General features: G+C 39.0%; 16 protein-coding genes and 1 other annotated feature. Of the genes, 15 read left to right on the plus strand and 1 reads right to left on the minus strand.

All coding sequences use genetic code 11. The features are described 5' to 3' along the window. Positions 1-71: 71 nt before the first annotated feature. From cps2T to AC4CS8_RS03790, 10 genes are all read left to right on the plus strand, one after another. A complete protein-coding gene (gene cps2T / locus AC4CS8_RS03745) occupies positions 72-1,226 on the plus strand; it encodes a beta 1-4 rhamnosyltransferase Cps2T (protein ID WP_493893608.1) in 1,155 nt (384 codons plus the stop codon). After that, complete coding sequence (locus AC4CS8_RS03750; protein WP_493893609.1) at positions 1,216-2,148, plus strand: glycosyltransferase family 2 protein; 933 nt, start codon at positions 1,216-1,218, stop codon at positions 2,146-2,148. Before cps2T ends, AC4CS8_RS03750 begins: the two co-directional genes overlap by 11 nt. Before the next feature lie 2 nt (positions 2,149-2,150). After that, the gene (locus tag AC4CS8_RS03755; RefSeq protein ID WP_493893610.1) at positions 2,151-2,954 is read left to right on the plus strand and encodes an ABC transporter permease; all 804 of its coding nucleotides are present in this window, start codon (positions 2,151-2,153) and stop codon (positions 2,952-2,954) included. Continuing rightward, the gene (locus AC4CS8_RS03760; protein ID WP_493893611.1) at positions 2,954-4,183 is read left to right on the plus strand and encodes an ABC transporter ATP-binding protein; all 1,230 of its coding nucleotides are present in this window, start codon (positions 2,954-2,956) and stop codon (positions 4,181-4,183) included. Before AC4CS8_RS03755 ends, AC4CS8_RS03760 begins: the two co-directional genes overlap by 1 nt. 11 nt (positions 4,184-4,194) lie before the next feature. Next, positions 4,195-5,601, plus strand: a complete 1,407-nt coding sequence (locus tag AC4CS8_RS03765) for a glycosyltransferase family 2 protein (RefSeq protein ID WP_493893612.1) — start codon at positions 4,195-4,197, stop codon at positions 5,599-5,601. Continuing rightward, positions 5,598-7,346 (plus strand): rhamnan synthesis F family protein, encoded by a 1,749-nt coding sequence (locus tag AC4CS8_RS03770; protein ID WP_493893613.1) that lies wholly within the window; start codon positions 5,598-5,600, stop codon positions 7,344-7,346. The genes AC4CS8_RS03765 and AC4CS8_RS03770 overlap by 4 nt, the downstream gene beginning before the upstream one ends. Beyond that, entirely contained in the window at positions 7,343-8,956 is a 1,614-nt protein-coding gene (locus AC4CS8_RS03775; protein WP_493893614.1) for an LTA synthase family protein, read from the plus strand. Before AC4CS8_RS03770 ends, AC4CS8_RS03775 begins: the two co-directional genes overlap by 4 nt. 234 nt (positions 8,957-9,190) lie before the next feature. Then, positions 9,191-10,768 (plus strand): sulfatase-like hydrolase/transferase, encoded by a 1,578-nt coding sequence (locus tag AC4CS8_RS03780; protein WP_493893615.1) that lies wholly within the window; start codon positions 9,191-9,193, stop codon positions 10,766-10,768. 77 nt (positions 10,769-10,845) lie between these two features. Next, positions 10,846-12,096 carry a hypothetical protein gene (locus AC4CS8_RS03785; RefSeq protein WP_493893616.1) on the plus strand — a complete coding sequence of 417 codons (1,251 nt, stop codon included), beginning with the start codon at positions 10,846-10,848 and terminating at the stop codon, positions 12,094-12,096. A gap of 128 nt (positions 12,097-12,224) precedes the next feature. Then, complete coding sequence (locus tag AC4CS8_RS03790) at positions 12,225-12,713, plus strand: EbsA family protein (RefSeq protein ID WP_493893617.1); 489 nt, start codon at positions 12,225-12,227, stop codon at positions 12,711-12,713. On the opposite strand, the gene AC4CS8_RS03795 is transcribed toward AC4CS8_RS03790, so the two are convergent. Further along, positions 12,702-12,896 (minus strand): ferredoxin, encoded by a 195-nt coding sequence (locus tag AC4CS8_RS03795; protein WP_493893618.1) that lies wholly within the window; start codon positions 12,894-12,896, stop codon positions 12,702-12,704. The two genes, AC4CS8_RS03790 and AC4CS8_RS03795, sit on opposite strands and share 12 nt — an antisense overlap. A 49-nt stretch (positions 12,897-12,945) precedes the next feature. Between AC4CS8_RS03795 and AC4CS8_RS03800 the strand changes: the two genes are divergently transcribed. From AC4CS8_RS03800 to rplT, 5 genes are all read left to right on the plus strand, one after another. After that, positions 12,946-13,437: an SAG1386/EF1546 family surface-associated protein gene (locus tag AC4CS8_RS03800; protein ID WP_493893619.1), complete on the plus strand. Its 492-nt coding sequence runs from the start codon at positions 12,946-12,948 to the stop codon at positions 13,435-13,437. 9 nt (positions 13,438-13,446) lie between these two features. Beyond that, the gene (gene cmk, locus AC4CS8_RS03805) at positions 13,447-14,124 is read left to right on the plus strand and encodes a (d)CMP kinase (protein ID WP_493893620.1); all 678 of its coding nucleotides are present in this window, start codon (positions 13,447-13,449) and stop codon (positions 14,122-14,124) included. Between the two features lie 26 nt (positions 14,125-14,150). Continuing rightward, positions 14,151-14,280, plus strand: a sequence feature (ribosomal protein L20 leader region). Positions 14,281-14,305: 25 nt separating this feature from the next. Then, on the plus strand, positions 14,306-14,827 hold the full coding sequence (gene infC / locus AC4CS8_RS03810; protein ID WP_208562419.1) for a translation initiation factor IF-3: 522 nt from the start codon (positions 14,306-14,308) through the stop codon (positions 14,825-14,827). Positions 14,828-14,851: 24 nt separating this feature from the next. Further along, positions 14,852-15,052 (plus strand): 50S ribosomal protein L35, encoded by a 201-nt coding sequence (rpmI, locus tag AC4CS8_RS03815; RefSeq protein WP_012027223.1) that lies wholly within the window; start codon positions 14,852-14,854, stop codon positions 15,050-15,052. Positions 15,053-15,094: 42 nt separating this feature from the next. Further along, positions 15,095-15,454 (plus strand): 50S ribosomal protein L20, encoded by a 360-nt coding sequence (gene rplT, locus AC4CS8_RS03820; RefSeq protein WP_024531755.1) that lies wholly within the window; start codon positions 15,095-15,097, stop codon positions 15,452-15,454. Positions 15,455-15,718 lie beyond the last annotated feature (264 nt).

The following is a 15,718-nucleotide window of genomic DNA, read 5'->3' on the forward strand; positions in this document are numbered from 1 at the left end:
CCGTTTTTTCTATGATTTTCATAGGATTTGTGGTATAATAGCCTGATTACATTTTTAAGAACTTAGGTACTATGAAACATATTTTTATCATTGGTAGCCGAGGCTTACCTGCCCAGTATGGAGGGTTTGAAACCTTTGTCGAGCAACTGGTTTCCAATCAAGTAAGTCAAGAAATTCGCTACCACGTGGCCTGTCTATCTGACACAAGCCATCACCAACACTCAGAATACAAAGGGGCTGATTGTTTTACCATCAATCCACCCAAAATTGGGCCAGCTCGGGTCATTGCTTATGACATGATGGCGATTTCCTATGCGCTGGACCTAATCAAGGCTCAAGGCATTGAACAACCGATTTTTTATATTTTGGGCAATACCATAGGTGGCTTCATAGCACCATTTGCTAAGAGGATTCACTCTGTGGGAGGAAAACTATTTGTGAATCCCGATGGTCTAGAGTGGAAACGGGCTAAATGGCCCAAGCCAGTACAAGCCTATCTCAAGTACGCTGAAAAAATGATGACCAAATATGCTGATTTGGTGATATCAGACAATGAAGGAATAGAGGAATATATCCGTCAGGAATACCCTTGGTCAAAGACCGCTTTTATTGCCTATGGTACAGATTTGAGTCCGACTCGTTACTCAGCTAACACTCAAGAGGTCCGTGACTTTTTTGAAAAATGGCAAATACAGGAAAAAAATTACTACCTCATTATTGGACGTTTTGTTCCTGAAAACAATTATGATCAAGCTATTGAAGAATTTATGATGTCACAAACACAGCGTGATCTGGTCATTGTCAGCAATCATGAAGGTTCAGCTTATTTTCAAACTCTAAAGGATAAGACCGGTTTTGATGCTGATTCTCGTGTAAAGTTTGTTGGAACTACTTATGATGTAGACTTATTGAAGTATTTGAGAAGAGAGTGTCGGGCTTACATTCATGGACATGAGGTTGGGGGTACCAATCCTAGCTTGTTAGAAGCATTGGCTCAAACTAACGAGAATCTGGTAATAGATGTAGACTTTAATTATAAAGTTGCATTGGATTCGGCTCGTTACTGGAGTAAAGAGCGAGGAACATTGAGTCAGTTGATTGATAATTGCGATCAGCGCGAAGAGGATACCTCTCTTGGTCAGCACGCCAAAGAGCATATGCGTGCAAACTATACATGGAGTAGAATTGTAGATCAATACGAGGATTTATTTCTAAATGAAAGTTAATATTTTATTGTCTACCTACAATGGTGAACGATTTTTAGCAGAGCAGATTCGATCCATTCAGGAACAGAGTTTCAGTGATTGGAATCTGTTGATTCGTGATGATGGATCTAGTGACTCCACTCGTCAGATCATTCAAGATTTTGTTGCTAGTGATAAGCGAATCCGTTTTATTAATCCTGAAGAGACAGTCAATCTGGGTGTTATTAAAAGTTTTCACAGTTTGCTGAAGGTCGAGGAAGCAGATGTTTACTTTTTTAGTGACCAAGATGATGTATGGCTACCAGAAAAAATGCAGATGATGTTGGATGAAGTATCACACCATCCTACACAACAACCGCTCATGGTTTATACAGATTTGACAGTGGTTAATCAAGATTTGGAAACCATGGCAGAAAGTATGATTCGAAGCCAATCTCACCACGCTAATACAGAATTAGTGCAGGAATTAACAGAAAATACAGTGACAGGTGGGGTATCCTTGGTTAATCATGCCTTGGCAGAGCTATGGACTGGAACTGAGGATGTTATCATGCATGATTGGTATTTGGCCTTGCTGGCGACCGCCTTTGGTAAACTTGTTTTTATTGATCAGCCCGGAGAGCTTTACCGCCAGCATAGTGATAATGTTCTTGGCGCTCGGACCTTGTCCAAACGTGTAAAAAAATGGATTCGACCACATATCTTGTTTACAACGTACTGGGACCTGATTAAACGTAGTCAAAAACAAGCAAGCAATCTGCTAGAATTTCCACTGACGGATGAGGATAGAGATTTAGTTCAAGCTTTTGTTACGATTATGGATAAGCCTTTACTACAACGCTATCAAACCTTGAAGAGATTTGGATTGCGAAAAAATAAGACTTTTCATACCTTTGTTTTTTCAACACTAATTATTACAAAATTTGCTTACGTTAAGGAGTAAACATGGATTTATTTTCCACTAAAAATCGTATTCTTTTGAAAGAATTGATAAAAACAGATTTTAAATTACGCTACCAAGGTTCGGTTATCGGCTACCTTTGGTCTATTTTGAAGCCGCTGATGTTGTTTGCGATCATGTATGTGGTTTTCATTCATTTCTTACGCTTGGGTGGGGATGTTCCTCACTTCCCAGTAGCTCTTTTGCTAGGGAATGTCATTTGGTCATTCTTTTCAGAAGCAACGAATATGGGGATGGTTTCAATCGTAACCCGTGGTGACTTACTAAGAAAACTAAATTTCTCTAAAGAAATCATCGTTTTGTCCTCCGTTTTTGGAGCTGCGATTAACTTTTCCATTAATTTGATTGTTGTCTTGATTTTCTCATTCTTTAATGGCGTGCAATTTACTTGGACCGTTATCTTCGCCTTGCCTTTGTTTGTCGAGCTGTTTTTATTAGCAACAGGTGTAGCCTTTATCTTGTCAACGCTTTTTGTTCGCTTCCGTGACCTTGCTCAAATATGGGAAGTAATCATGCAGGCTGGTATGTACGCAACCCCAATTATTTATTCACTTTCTTTTGTGATGAACCAAAGTGTCTTGGCAGCAAAATTAATCATGCTCAATCCAATGGCCCAAATTATCCAAGATATGCGCTATTTTGTTATTGATCGAGCTAATTTGCCGGTTTGGCAAGTTATTAACAATAAAGCTATTGTTATGATTCCATATCTTGTCCCAATCATTGTCTTTGTGATTGGTATTAGTGTCTTTAAAAAACATTCTAAGAAATTTGCGGAGATTCTCTAATGACAGAAAAGAATATTGCAGTAAAAGTAGACCATGTCAGCAAGTTTTTCAAATTGCCAACAGAGGCTACGCAAAGTTTGCGAACAACCATGGTCAACCGTTTTAGAGGGATTAAAGGATATAAGGAGCAGCACGTTCTGAAAGATATTTCCTTCGAAGTTGAAAAAGGGGATTTCTTTGGGATTCTTGGTCGGAATGGTTCGGGAAAATCAACACTTTTGAAAATTATTTCTCAAATCTACGTGCCAGAAAAAGGTTCTGTAACAGTTAACGGGAAATTAGTTTCCTTTATTGAGTTGGGTGTTGGTTTCAACCCTGAACTAACTGGTCGTGAGAATGTTTACCTAAACGGTGCCCTTCTTGGTTTCTCGCGTGAAGAAATCGATGATATGTATGATGACATTGTCGATTTTGCAGAATTGCGTGAGTTTATGAACCAAAAACTCAAAAACTATTCTAGTGGTATGCAAGTGCGCTTGGCCTTCTCTGTTGCCATTAAAGCTCAGGGAGACGTCTTGATTTTGGATGAGGTCCTTGCCGTAGGAGACGAGGCTTTCCAACGAAAATGTAATGATTATTTCCAAGAGAGAAAGCAAAGCGGTAAAACGACCATTCTTGTCACACACGATATGGGTGCGGTTAAGAAGTATTGTAATAAAGCCGTTTTGATTGAGCATGGTTTGGTTAAGGCCTTGGGAGATCCGAATGACGTTGCCAACCAGTATAGTTTGGACAATACCGTTACCGCTGCTCCTCAGGCCGAAGAAGTCGTGGATGTAGAGGAAGACATTACTGAAGAACCGACTGTCCTAGTTGATAATTTAGAAGTAAAAATGCTTTCTCCTCAACGTATTTCGCAAGATCAACAAGTCGAATTTGAAATTTCTTACGATGTCCTAGAAGATATTGAAGCACACGCTGTTTTTTGTATGACAGATATTGACCGAAACATCTGGATTTATAACGATAATAGCTATGATTGTCCGACAACAACAAAAGGACATAAGGTCTTACGTTATTCATGTAGTCTCTCCGCCATTAACGATGTGAAGTTGAAATTACAAGTAACAATTTTAGGGAAAAATCGTGAAATGTTAGCTTACGCAACTTCAGAGCATGCACCATTGATTTTAGTTACAAGAACAGATATTGCTCAAGAAGACTTTTCAGCTAATGATTCTGCAGCTGGACTTATTAATCGAAATGGAAGTTGGACTATTACAGAATAAAAGGAGCAAAAATGAATCAACCACTTGTTTCAATTGTTTGTACTGTTTATAACAAGGCTCCGTGGTTGCGTCAAACCATAGAGAGCTTTTTGGAGCAGGAAACTAGTTTTCCTTATGAAATTGTATTGATAGATGATTGCTCGACAGATGGCTCTACTCAAATTGTCGCAGAGTATGCAGAACGATATCCAGAAACTATTCGTGCCTTCTATAATAAAGAAAATTTAGGGATTGCACGAACATGGGTCAAGATTTGTCAAGAATTGACAGCGCCTTACATGGCTCGTTGTGATGGCGATGATTTTTGGATAGATGTAAAGAAATTGCAGAAACAGGTTGATTGTTTGCAGGCTAATCCTCAATCAAAATGGGTGAGTACGGATATTGATTATGTCGACGAGGAAGGGGAAATACTTGCAGAAGCTGTTTTTGAAAGTGGTTTGGTTCCGAAAGCTCATGATTTTGAAACCATGCTAGCTACCAGAGGTTTTACAGCTCCATCAACATGGTTGGTAGACACCAAACTGATGCAAGAAGTCAGTCAAGAAATGGATGTTACTACTGCGGATGATACTTTTGATTTGCAGTTGGATCTCTTTCAACGAACAGAGCTAATCTACTTACCAGAGGTGTGTGTTGCTTATCGTGTTAATCAAGGATCGGATTCACGTCCAAAAGAGTTTGCTAAAATCGAACACCGTTTCAACAATTTGCTCGCCACTCAAGAAGCATATGTGAATAAATATCCAGATAGTGATTGGCGAAAAATGTTGGGGATTCTACTAAAACGAAATAATCGCTATGAGTTAGAATTAACTCGAAAAGAAGCAGGACTGGCGAAATTTGGTTTTGAAAAAGTTACCATTTACTTTGAGAGGGACAATCATTCTTTTAATCAAGATGATTTGTTACAGTTTTCTTTATCCAAGCAGGCACAGATAAATTTTACTATTCCAGAAGGGTGCAGTCGCATCAGGATTGACTTGTCGGAACAACCGAGCTTCTATGCAAGCGTTCGTCTAATTTCTACGGAAATGCAAACCAGTTTATTACCGAGTTTTACAAATGCGATTGTGCTTGGAGATTCCTATATTTTTCCAAATCCAGACCCTCAATTAGTCTATTCTCTTGGCGAGTGGTTTGGTAAAGAATTCACTCTGAGTTACCAAGCCTATGAAATTGACGATATTTATTGTGACGACTACGTAGCGAAAGGATTAAGTCAAGAGCTATTAGACTTGAAGATGCGGGTAGCAGAGTTGGAAAGTTACCGTTTGACCTACCATCAGCAGGAAGCGAAAATTCGCGAACAACAAACCGATCTTGAAACCATTACAGAACTCTATCATGGCGTTATTGCGTCCCGCCGTTGGATTATCCCGACAAAAATTATCAACTTCTTTAGGAGAAAAAAATGAAGCGTCTGCTTTTATATGTTCATTTCAATAAGTTTGGCCTAGTTAGTTCCCATGTAGAATACCAACTGAGCAAAATGCGTCCCTTATTTTCAACAATCATTTTCATCAGCAACAGTCAGTTGTCGGAAGAAGATGAGACCAAGTTAAAGCAAGTCTTTCTTGTAGATGAGGTCTTGAAACGTAAGAATATCGGTTTCGATTTTGCTGCATGGCGTGACGGCATGAGCTATGTTGGCTTTGAAGAATTGAAAAATTATGATTCGGTAACATTGATGAACGATACCTGCTTTGGTCCCTTGTGGGATATGAGCGAAATTTATGACCGCTTTGAGCAAAATCCTGAAGTTGATTTCTGGGGAATGACGAACTTTAGAGCGAATAAGCAATTTAAAGAGCATATTCAAAGTTACTACCTTTCATTCTCTCAGAGAGTCGTACAGTCTAAAGCTTTCCAAGATTTTTGGATTAATGTACAAAATTTTACCAACGTTCAAGATGTTATTGACAATTATGAAACACAGGTGACGACTAATTTAGTTGATGCAGGTTATCGCTATCAAACGGTATTTGATACGATTGATGCTGATACAACAGGGATGTTGCACCCGGATTTCTCTTATTACAACCCAACAGCAATCCTTAAAAACAAAGTTCCGTTTATTAAAGTAAAAACCATTGGCGCAAACCAGCATATCACTCCCTATATCTTGCAGGAGATTGAAGAGGCAACAGAGTATCCAGTTGACTTGATTGTGTCACATATGTCCAAAATCAATTATCCTGATTTCAAATATCTCTTGGCTAGAAAGTACGTCCAGCCAGCAGAGCAGGCATTTTCTGGTAATAAAAAAGTCGCTGTTCATCTGCACGTTTTCTATGTTGATTTGTTGCAGGAATTTTTGACTTCCTTTACAGCATTTGAATTTAGCTACGATCTATTTATCACCACTGACCGTAAGGAGAAGGTGGCTGAAATTGAAGCAATTTTGGCAGAAAATAGCAGAGCAGCGGAGATTGTTGTGACTGGAAATATCGGTCGTGATGTCCTTCCGATGTTGAAGTTGAAAGAAGCCTTGCAGGGCTATGATTATGTTGGCCATTTCCACACCAAGAAGTCCAAAGAAGCAGATTTCTGGGCTGGGGAATCATGGCGCAAGGAATTGATTGCTATGTTGATTACACCAGCTAACACTATTCTGGCAAATTTGGAAGCCAAAGAAGATTTGGGATTGGTGATTGCAGACATTCCAACCTTCTTCCGTTTTAACAAGATTGTTGATGCCTACAACGAAAATCAGATTGCTCCAGCCATGAATGACCTCTGGCAAAAAATGGAGATGACCAAGCCGATTGACTTTAATGCCTTACATACCTTTGTCATGTCCTACGGAACATATGCCTGGTTCAAGTATGATGCCTTGCAACCCTTGTTTGACTTGGATTTGACAGATGAGGATGTACCTGCGGAGCCTCTACCACAGAACTCTGTATTACATGCTATTGAACGTCTTTTGGTCTATATTGCATGGAATCAACAGTACGATTTCCGAATTTCGAAGAATCCGATTGAATTGACAGCCTTTATTGATAATAAGTTACTCAATGAACGTGGAGATGCCTTACCACATACCTATGTCAATTTTGACCACTTAGGTGGTATCAAAGGTGCTTTGAAATATATTATTATCGGTCCTGCGCGTGCTGTTAAGTATATTTTGAAACGATTGAGGAGTAAATTGAAGTGAATGGATTATTAGAAGGAAAGAAATGGTTGTTGGCAGTTGCTAAGTATGTGTTTTCCGTTATCTTAGTACTAGTAGCTTACCAAACACATAAAACTCTATTCTTTTCATTCGTCAGTCTGTTGGAATTGATTATCATACTGAGTTTGACCAATCGACTTTTAGACTGGAATAAGTGGCTGGGATATGGGTTCAACTCTTTGTTTTTATTCTTGTTTAACGCTCAGAACTTGGTCATGTATTTTGGTGGTTCATACACTACACTCATTATGGTGACAAATTTGGACTCTTTAGAGTCCTTGAGTGGTCATTTCTTACTCTATACGAGCGGAACGATTTTACTGCTTATTTTTACCTTCTTGCCAGTGGCTAAGATTGGGTTCAAAAAGGTAGATACCATGTCAGTTTTATCCGCCGCCCTCATAGCTGAGCTGGGTTTTACTTTCCTATATGGAAATGCTTATTCCCCTCTGTTTGCTGTGTATCGTTTAGGATTAGATGCCAAGCAGCACCAAGAAAGGTTAGCTGCGATTGCAGACCAGCCGAACGTAACGTCTTTCTTTTACCTTGATGAGATAAAGGAAGCCCGAGATAAGCCAACTAATTTGCCAGAAAATCCGAATATTGTTTTGGTCTTTGTAGAAGGTCTTTCTCAAAATATTGTCGATGATGAACGGGCTGTTATGCCAGCTTTTAAAGCACTTCAAGATAGTTCATTAAGCTTTACCAATTATTACAACCATACCTTTGCAACCTACCGTGGTTTGATTGGTCAGCTCTATTCAGGTTACCAATTAGATAATCTGGATACAAATAGTTTGGTGGGGATTCAAGATGTATTGGCCGATAAAGGTTACCAAACTACCTTTATCAATACGGAACCCAATAATACTCAGTTTACCAGTTATTTAGAAAGTCTAAATTATCAAACCTTGATCAATGACAATTCCAGAGGTAACGGTATTCGAGGGAGTTTGACGGATCAGTCAGCTTTTGAACTTCTATATGAAACGATGGAAAAACAAGCTCAGTCAGACCAACCGTTTTTTACCACTATGTATACCTATGGAACACATATGAGTTTTGATTCACCAGACAAAACATTTGGCGATGGAAAAAACTATCTGCTTAATCGTTTCTATAACTTTGATTACTATTTCAATGAGTTTATCACCAAATTTAATCAGAGTAGTTTGTCTGATAATACTATCTTGATTTTTACAACGGACCATGCTACCTTTGAGGATAAGGATTTTACAGATGCTTATCCAGATTACGTGCGTGCAAACTCCGATGTTGACAGAATGCCGCTCTTTATTTATTATAAAGGTGTGCAGCAGGAGAAGTTGGACGTCGAAGGACGCAATAGTCTTAGTTTGGTACCAACGATTCTAGACTATTTGGATATCAATGTACCAAACTATTTCTTGGGGCAATCATTATTCTATTATAAAGAAAATGATAACTCATACGACACGGTATTCTATGATAACACCTACCTCCTTAGCACAAATTACGGTATAATAGAACCGTTGTCGGATACGAATAAGGCAACTCTAGAAGAATTATTGCAAAAATATTTTGCGGCAAAAACACAAGAACCACAAAAATAGATAACTAGAAAGTAGAAGGTTGTATTTTTGGAAGATAAAACGCAAGAGAAACAAGCGAGTCGATATTTTTCGTCAAATTATTCTCGGAAACAAAAGCGAAAAACAGGAGGAGCTGGAAGAAGGCATCGTTATCCACGACCACATAGTGAAATGACAGAACGAACTACCAATCAACAGCAAATATCTCTTCTTACCTGGAAAAAAAATCTATTTGACCATCGCTATACTATTTCAATGATAGCTAAATACGTGTTTACAGCGTTGTTAATCCTTTTGTCTTATAGAAGTAGTCGTCACCCATTGTATTTGATGGTCAGTTTTTTAGAACTTTTTGGAATTATTTTATTATCAAATTATCTTTTTAAAATAAAGAAATGGCTAGCTTACGCAGTTCATTATATACTTCTCTTCCTTTTGAACGTAGAACTTTTAGTCATGCTCTTTGGAAGTACGTATGTTAGTTTGGTTATGGTTACCAACTTGGAGTCTCTGGAGGCTTTGAGTGGTTCAATGCCTCTTTATGTTACCGGTATAATTTTTCTTTTAGTTTTTACTTTCGCACCAATTCGCTCCTTTGAGCTTCCGAAGATATCGGCTGGAAAAATCTTTTCCATCGTTTTAATTGTAGAACTTGGTTTGACCATGTTGTATGGAAATAGCTATTCACCTCTATTTGCTGTCTATCGATTGGGGCTAGATGCTCGAGACTATCAACGTCAATTGGCAGAAATTGCTAAATTACCGAATGTAACAGCTGAATTTTACAGGCCAAGAATTGCATCCGCTATAGACAAACCAGGGAACTTGCAAGAGCAACCTAATGTTGTCTTGATTTTTGTAGAAGGTCTTTCACAAAGTATCATTGATGACGAACGGAATTTGATGCCTTATGTACGTCAATTACAGACGGAATCACTCAGCTTTTCAGGTTACTACAACCATACCTTTGCAACTTACCGTGGTCTGATTGGGCAGTTGTACTCAGGTTATCAGTTGGACAACTATGACGATAACAGCCTGATTTCGATGCAGGATATCTTTAGAAATCAAGGCTATTTAACAAGTTTTGTCAATACCGAGCCACGCAATGTACAATTTACCACCTATCTCGATGCTATGAACTTTGATCAATTGGTAATGGATCCAGAAACGACCTATTCTGGAGTAGGTGGTACCTTGTCGGATAAAGAAGCATTTGAAACCCTCTATGAAACGATGGAGGGACAAGCGGGACAGCCTTATTTTACAGCTATGTACACATTTGGGACGCATATCTCTATGGATTCTCCAGATGAAAAATATGGTGACGGAAAAAATTATCTCTTTAATCGATTCCATAATTTTGATATCCAGTTCCAAGCCTTTATGGAAAAGGTAAAAGCAAGCGGTATGGCAGATAATACTCTCTTTGTTTTTACAACAGACCATGCGACTTACCAGGATGCTGATTTTATTTCAGCCTTTCCGAATTATCCGCGGGCTAATACAGATGTGGATGAAGTACCATTGTTCTTCTATTACAACGGAATTACACCACAGGTGATCGAAGTAAAAGGTCGAAATTCGTTGGATATGGCACCAACAGTCTTTGATTATATTGGTATCAGTGAGGAGAATTATTTCTTAGGAGTTAGTCTATTCTTCCCGAAAGATAATAATAACTCTTACGATACGGTATTTTATGACAATAGTTTCTTGTTGTCGACAGATCAAGAAGTGATTCAACCATTGCCAGATACGACCAGTCTAATTATCGAAGATCGATTGCAGAAATACTTTGCAGCCAAGACACAGGCGCAGCAAAAGCCATAAGAAACCTATAATAAAAATGGTTACATTGACAAATGTGGCCGTTTTTATTATTATTTTAGTAAGGAGGAATTCTATCTATGAAAAAGAAATACTTTTTAGTTTTGCTAGCAACGGTTGTCGGTATTAGTTTAATTACCTTTTCAACAGTGATTGCACAAGCTGATACTACAGTTTACCGTCTTTATAATCCCTTGAATGGAGAACATTTATATACAACAGATGCCAATGAAAAAGATGTTTTGATTAAGCAACATGGCTGGGGATATGAGGGAGAAGCTTGGTATGCACCAGATAATGGACAAGGAACGCCAGTTTATCGCTTGTATAATGCTGGCTTGCAAAACCACCTTTATACCACAGATACCAACGAAGTAAAAGTGCTAACCAGTAAGCATGGTTGGACAATGGACAATAACGGGCGCCCAGTTTTCTATTCCGGAGGCGATGCAAAAATTTATCGCGTTTATAACCGTGGACTTCGAGGTCTTCACCATTGGACAACAGATATGAACGAGTATAATATCTTACCACAGCATGGTTGGCAACAAGAAGGTGTAAAGTTGAAGGCTCTCCGTGTCGGAAAACCGATCCAAACACAGTATTATAATGCACCACAACCGGGTAACTCACTTAGCACCAATATTCCATCTGGGACAAACACGATTGCTAATACAGCATCTAAACACACGATTGAAGCTGAGGTTACACTGACTGGTGGTGGTACTGGCTATCATGCGAAGCTTGTTATGGCGACTCCGGATTCAGCAGTAAGTTTTGGTTTACAGTATGACAGTGCAGCAGTAGCACCATTTACAGGTAAGACAGCCTTCTTGATCGAAAATATCGCAAGTAATAATTCTGGAGGCCAAAGCTATCATCGAGCAAACTATCTAGCTACACTCAATAGAACTTATCGCTTGATGTTGACCCTTCAAAATGATGGAACTTATGTTGGTTATGTCAATGGAACAGAGGTAGTAAGAGGGCGTAATGCAGTTCTTGCGAATCGCACGGATATTTATCTACGTGTCGAGGGAGCTGCACGTAAGTCTGGTGACTCCATTACAGCAACGTTTGCTGGTATCAAATTGAAACAAAACGGTCAATATAATGCAGGTCGTGTCTGGACAGGAACACCACGCTTTAATATTGGAAATGGCATCCTAACTTATATTGATGGTAATCAGGTTAATAACACCCCGTCTTATGATCGACTTGTGACAAACCACATCGTGTTTAGGGGGACATTGAGCGGTTTACCAGCGTCTGCGGACTGGGATACCGCTGGCTATTTTGATAAAGTTTCAGGCTTAATTCAGTTCTATTAGCAAAGAAAACTCTATCAGTACATTAGTGCTGATAGAGTTTTGTATTGTATTGGAAATTTTTATAAAGCTAGAGCTTTTCATAGAAAAATAAGTGACTTTATGCTAAAATGTTTAGAAGGAGGGGATGCATGATTACTATATTCGGTCGTATTCGTTATCATTGGCAACCAGAGTTATCTTGGGCTATTATTTATTGGTCTTTAACTATTACTCCAGTGTTTATCAGTTTGTCACTCCTATTAGAAAAAGCAAGGATTTCAATAACGATTTTGACCTTATTTCTTGTATTCATTGTGTTATTTGGTACTGGACTGCATCGTTATTTTGTCATTGAGGAGTCGCAGTTGCGTATTTCTTCAGCCAACCCCTTTATCAGTCGAAAAATTGAGATTGCTTCGATTGATAAGATAGAGGTCACACATTTGTCTATTCAGATTTATTCCAAGGAATTTCCTGATGGCAAAATCTTCTATATGCGAAAATGGCCAAAGAAATATTTTATAAATGCTTTAGCCTTGAATACTTATTTTTCAGGTGAAATTGTTTTAACAGATCATTTGGTTAAAGTTGATTATTTTGAAGAATATTATTCCAAAAAAGACGAATCACTCCACTGAGATGGCTTTAGTTGGACAAGATTTAGTAGCTAAGAGGAGAGATGAATCTTCCTCAAATTCAGCAGAAAGTCCAGGTTTCTGGGAAAATAAGACAATGCCATCGTCATCGTAATCAAAGGCTGATGAATACGTTTGGCAGAGACCGCAAGCAATGCATTTTTCAGGAAATAGTTTTATTTTCATACATCTATTTTATACATTATTCTATTAAAAGACAAGGGGAAAAAACGGTATGTCACAAGAGCCATGGAATGAAGAAATTTATCAGTCAAGTGGGGGAAGAAGGAGAAGTAGATCCAAAGCTGTAAGTAAGTCAGGCTCTCAATTTTTTACAGTCTTGATTGTCATTTTTATTTTAATTACAGTTGCGATTACAGCTCTGGCGATTTACTTATCTAATGGTGGTAGTAAGACATCATCAAGTGATGAATTTTACAATACTGCTAGTTCATCAGCTGTTGAAGCAAGTACGAGTAGTACCGTAGTTACAACGGAATCTAGTTCATCAAGTGTTGAAGTAACCGAAGATTCGAGTACTGATACGAGCTATGATGATTATTCAGAAGAGGATACTATTGTAGTGTTGGAAGGTGAGGGTTCTGTAGAAACAGCAGCGCGAGCAGGTATTACTGCTGAGGAGCTAGAACGTCTTAATCCAGATAAAATGGTTGGACCAGGAGGTTCCTGGTTGGTCTATCCAGGAGATGTAGTGCGAATTAAGTAAAGGGGAAAAATGAAGTCGATTCAGATTGCTATAGATGGACCAGCATCGAGTGGTAAGTCTACAGTTGCGAAAATTATTGCTAAGAATTTCGGATATACCTATCTTGATACAGGAGCTATGTATCGTGCGGTAACCTTGCTTGCTTTGGAAAATAAATTAGGGGAACAAGAGGTAGAAGCTCTCCTTGCCTTATTGGATAAAGAACCGATTTCTTTTGGGAGATCTAGCGATGGTCAGCAACAAGTTTTTCTTGGTCAACGTGATGTCAGCCTGGCCATTCGAGATAACGATGTGACCAACAACGTATCTTGGGTATCTGCTTTGGCTCCTGTTCGTGAAAAGCTGGTTGATTTGCAACAACAGATTGCACAAGCGGGAGGTATTGTCATGGATGGTCGCGACATTGGTACAGTTGTATTACCTCAGGCGGAACTTAAGATTTTCCTCATTGCTTCTGTTGAAGAACGTGCTCTTCGTCGTTTTAAGGAAAATACGGAACGTGGCATCGAGACAGACTTAGAAACCTTGAAAGAGGAGATTGCGGCGCGTGATTTTAAAGATTCTAATCGAGCAGTATCCCCTTTGAAAGCGGCAGAAGATGCTATTACATTTGATACAACAGGCGTATCCATTGACGGTGTGGTGGCATTTATTTCAGAAAAAGCGAATGAAATTCTTGACAGATAGAGTTGGACATGATAAAATAGTCACATTGAGAAAAGCAGAAGTGAGAGCTTCTCGCCTTGCGACTAACGTTGTCTGGCCCTACATGTTCAAGATTTCTTCGGAAAGACTAATGATGTAGTGCGGACTTGTGTAGCAAGTCCGTTTCGTTTTTCTCGAAAAAAATAAAATGAGGTGAAAAGCCATAGCAAAGCAAGATTTGTTCATCAATGATGAAATTCGAGTGCGTGAAGTTCGTCTAATTGGTCTTGACGGTGAACAGTTAGGAATCAAACCACTGAACGAAGCCCAGTCATTAGCTGACGCTGCTAACGTTGATTTAGTATTGATTCAACCGCAAGCTAAACCGCCTGTTGCGAAAATTATGGACTACGGTAAGTTCAAATTTGAGTACCAGAAGAAACAGAAAGAACAACGCAAAAAACAAAGTGTTGTCACTGTGAAAGAAGTTCGTCTCAGTCCAGTTATTGACAAAGGGGATTTTGAGACCAAACTTCGGAATGCCCGTAAATTCCTTGAAAAAGGAAATAAAGTCAAGGTATCTATCCGCTTCAAAGGTCGGATGATTACCCACAAGGAAGTTGGAGCGAAAGTATTAGCGGAGTTCGCTGAAGCAACACAAGATATTGCGATTATTGAACAACGCGCTAAGATGGACGGACGTCAAATGTTTATGCAGTTGGCCCCAGCTTCAGACAAAAAATAAGCTTTTTAGCAAAAGGAGAATATCATGCCAAAACAAAAAACTCACCGCGCATCAGCTAAACGTTTCAAACGTACAGGTTCTGGTGGCTTGAAACGCTTCCGCGCATATACTTCACACCGTTTCCACGGTAAAACTAAAAAACAACGTCGTCACCTTCGTAAAGCAGGTATGGTACATGCTGGTGACTTCAAGCGTATCAAATCAATGCTTACAGGACTTAAATAAGTCGATTATTAGAAATTAGAGAACTATTCGGAGGAAATATACATGGCACGTGTTAAAGGTGGCGTTGTTTCTCGTAAACGCCGTAAACGTATTTTAAAATTAGCTAAAGGTTACTATGGAGCTAAACATCTCTTGTTCCGCACTGCGAAAGAACAAGTAATGAACTCTTACTACTATGCATACCGTGACCGTCGTCAGAAAAAACGTGATTTCCGTAAATTGTGGATCACTCGTATCAACGCGGCTGCTCGCATGAACGGTTTGTCATACTCACAATTGATGCACGGTTTGAAATTGGCAGAAATTGAAGTAAACCGTAAAATGCTTGCTGACTTGGCAGTAAACGATGCTGCAGCATTCACAGCACTTGCTGACGCAGCAAAAGCAAAATTAGGTAAATAAAAAGGTCCGGGGGACCTTTTTATCATGAGCCTGACAACAAAAAAGCGAATTAAGGTCCGGGGGACCTTTTTATCATGAGCCTGACAACAAAAAAGCGAATTAAGGTCCGGGGGACCTTTTTATCATGAGCTAAAAATTTGACAGCGAATCATGGTCTATCGACTGTTTAAGCCCTCGATTTTTAAATCTAGGCGCGAGAAAAAACTTGTGTCCAGTTTTTTATGTTTGGAAAAACTATTAGACTGGAGAATTGTATAAATAAAA

The organism is Streptococcus sp. NSSLK0004 (genome assembly GCF_059039125.1).

Coding starts and splice junctions, on each gene's coding strand:
- AC4CS8_RS03800 (WP_493893619.1), top strand. CDS start 12,946: ATGTCACAAGAGCCATGGAATGAAGAAATTTATCAGTCAAGTGGGGGA.
- rpmI (WP_012027223.1), top strand. CDS start 14,852: ATGCCAAAACAAAAAACTCACCGCGCATCAGCTAAACGTTTCAAACGT.
- cmk (WP_493893620.1), top strand. CDS start 13,447: ATGAAGTCGATTCAGATTGCTATAGATGGACCAGCATCGAGTGGTAAG.
- AC4CS8_RS03765 (WP_493893612.1), top strand. CDS start 4,195: ATGAATCAACCACTTGTTTCAATTGTTTGTACTGTTTATAACAAGGCT.
- AC4CS8_RS03790 (WP_493893617.1), top strand. CDS start 12,225: ATGATTACTATATTCGGTCGTATTCGTTATCATTGGCAACCAGAGTTA.
- AC4CS8_RS03795 (WP_493893618.1), bottom strand. CDS start 12,896: ATGAAAATAAAACTATTTCCTGAAAAATGCATTGCTTGCGGTCTCTGC.
- AC4CS8_RS03755 (WP_493893610.1), top strand. CDS start 2,151: ATGGATTTATTTTCCACTAAAAATCGTATTCTTTTGAAAGAATTGATA.
- cps2T (WP_493893608.1), top strand. CDS start 72: ATGAAACATATTTTTATCATTGGTAGCCGAGGCTTACCTGCCCAGTAT.
- AC4CS8_RS03760 (WP_493893611.1), top strand. CDS start 2,954: ATGACAGAAAAGAATATTGCAGTAAAAGTAGACCATGTCAGCAAGTTT.
- AC4CS8_RS03780 (WP_493893615.1), top strand. CDS start 9,191: ATGATAGCTAAATACGTGTTTACAGCGTTGTTAATCCTTTTGTCTTAT.
- rplT (WP_024531755.1), top strand. CDS start 15,095: ATGGCACGTGTTAAAGGTGGCGTTGTTTCTCGTAAACGCCGTAAACGT.
- AC4CS8_RS03785 (WP_493893616.1), top strand. CDS start 10,846: ATGAAAAAGAAATACTTTTTAGTTTTGCTAGCAACGGTTGTCGGTATT.
- AC4CS8_RS03750 (WP_493893609.1), top strand. CDS start 1,216: ATGAAAGTTAATATTTTATTGTCTACCTACAATGGTGAACGATTTTTA.
- AC4CS8_RS03770 (WP_493893613.1), top strand. CDS start 5,598: ATGAAGCGTCTGCTTTTATATGTTCATTTCAATAAGTTTGGCCTAGTT.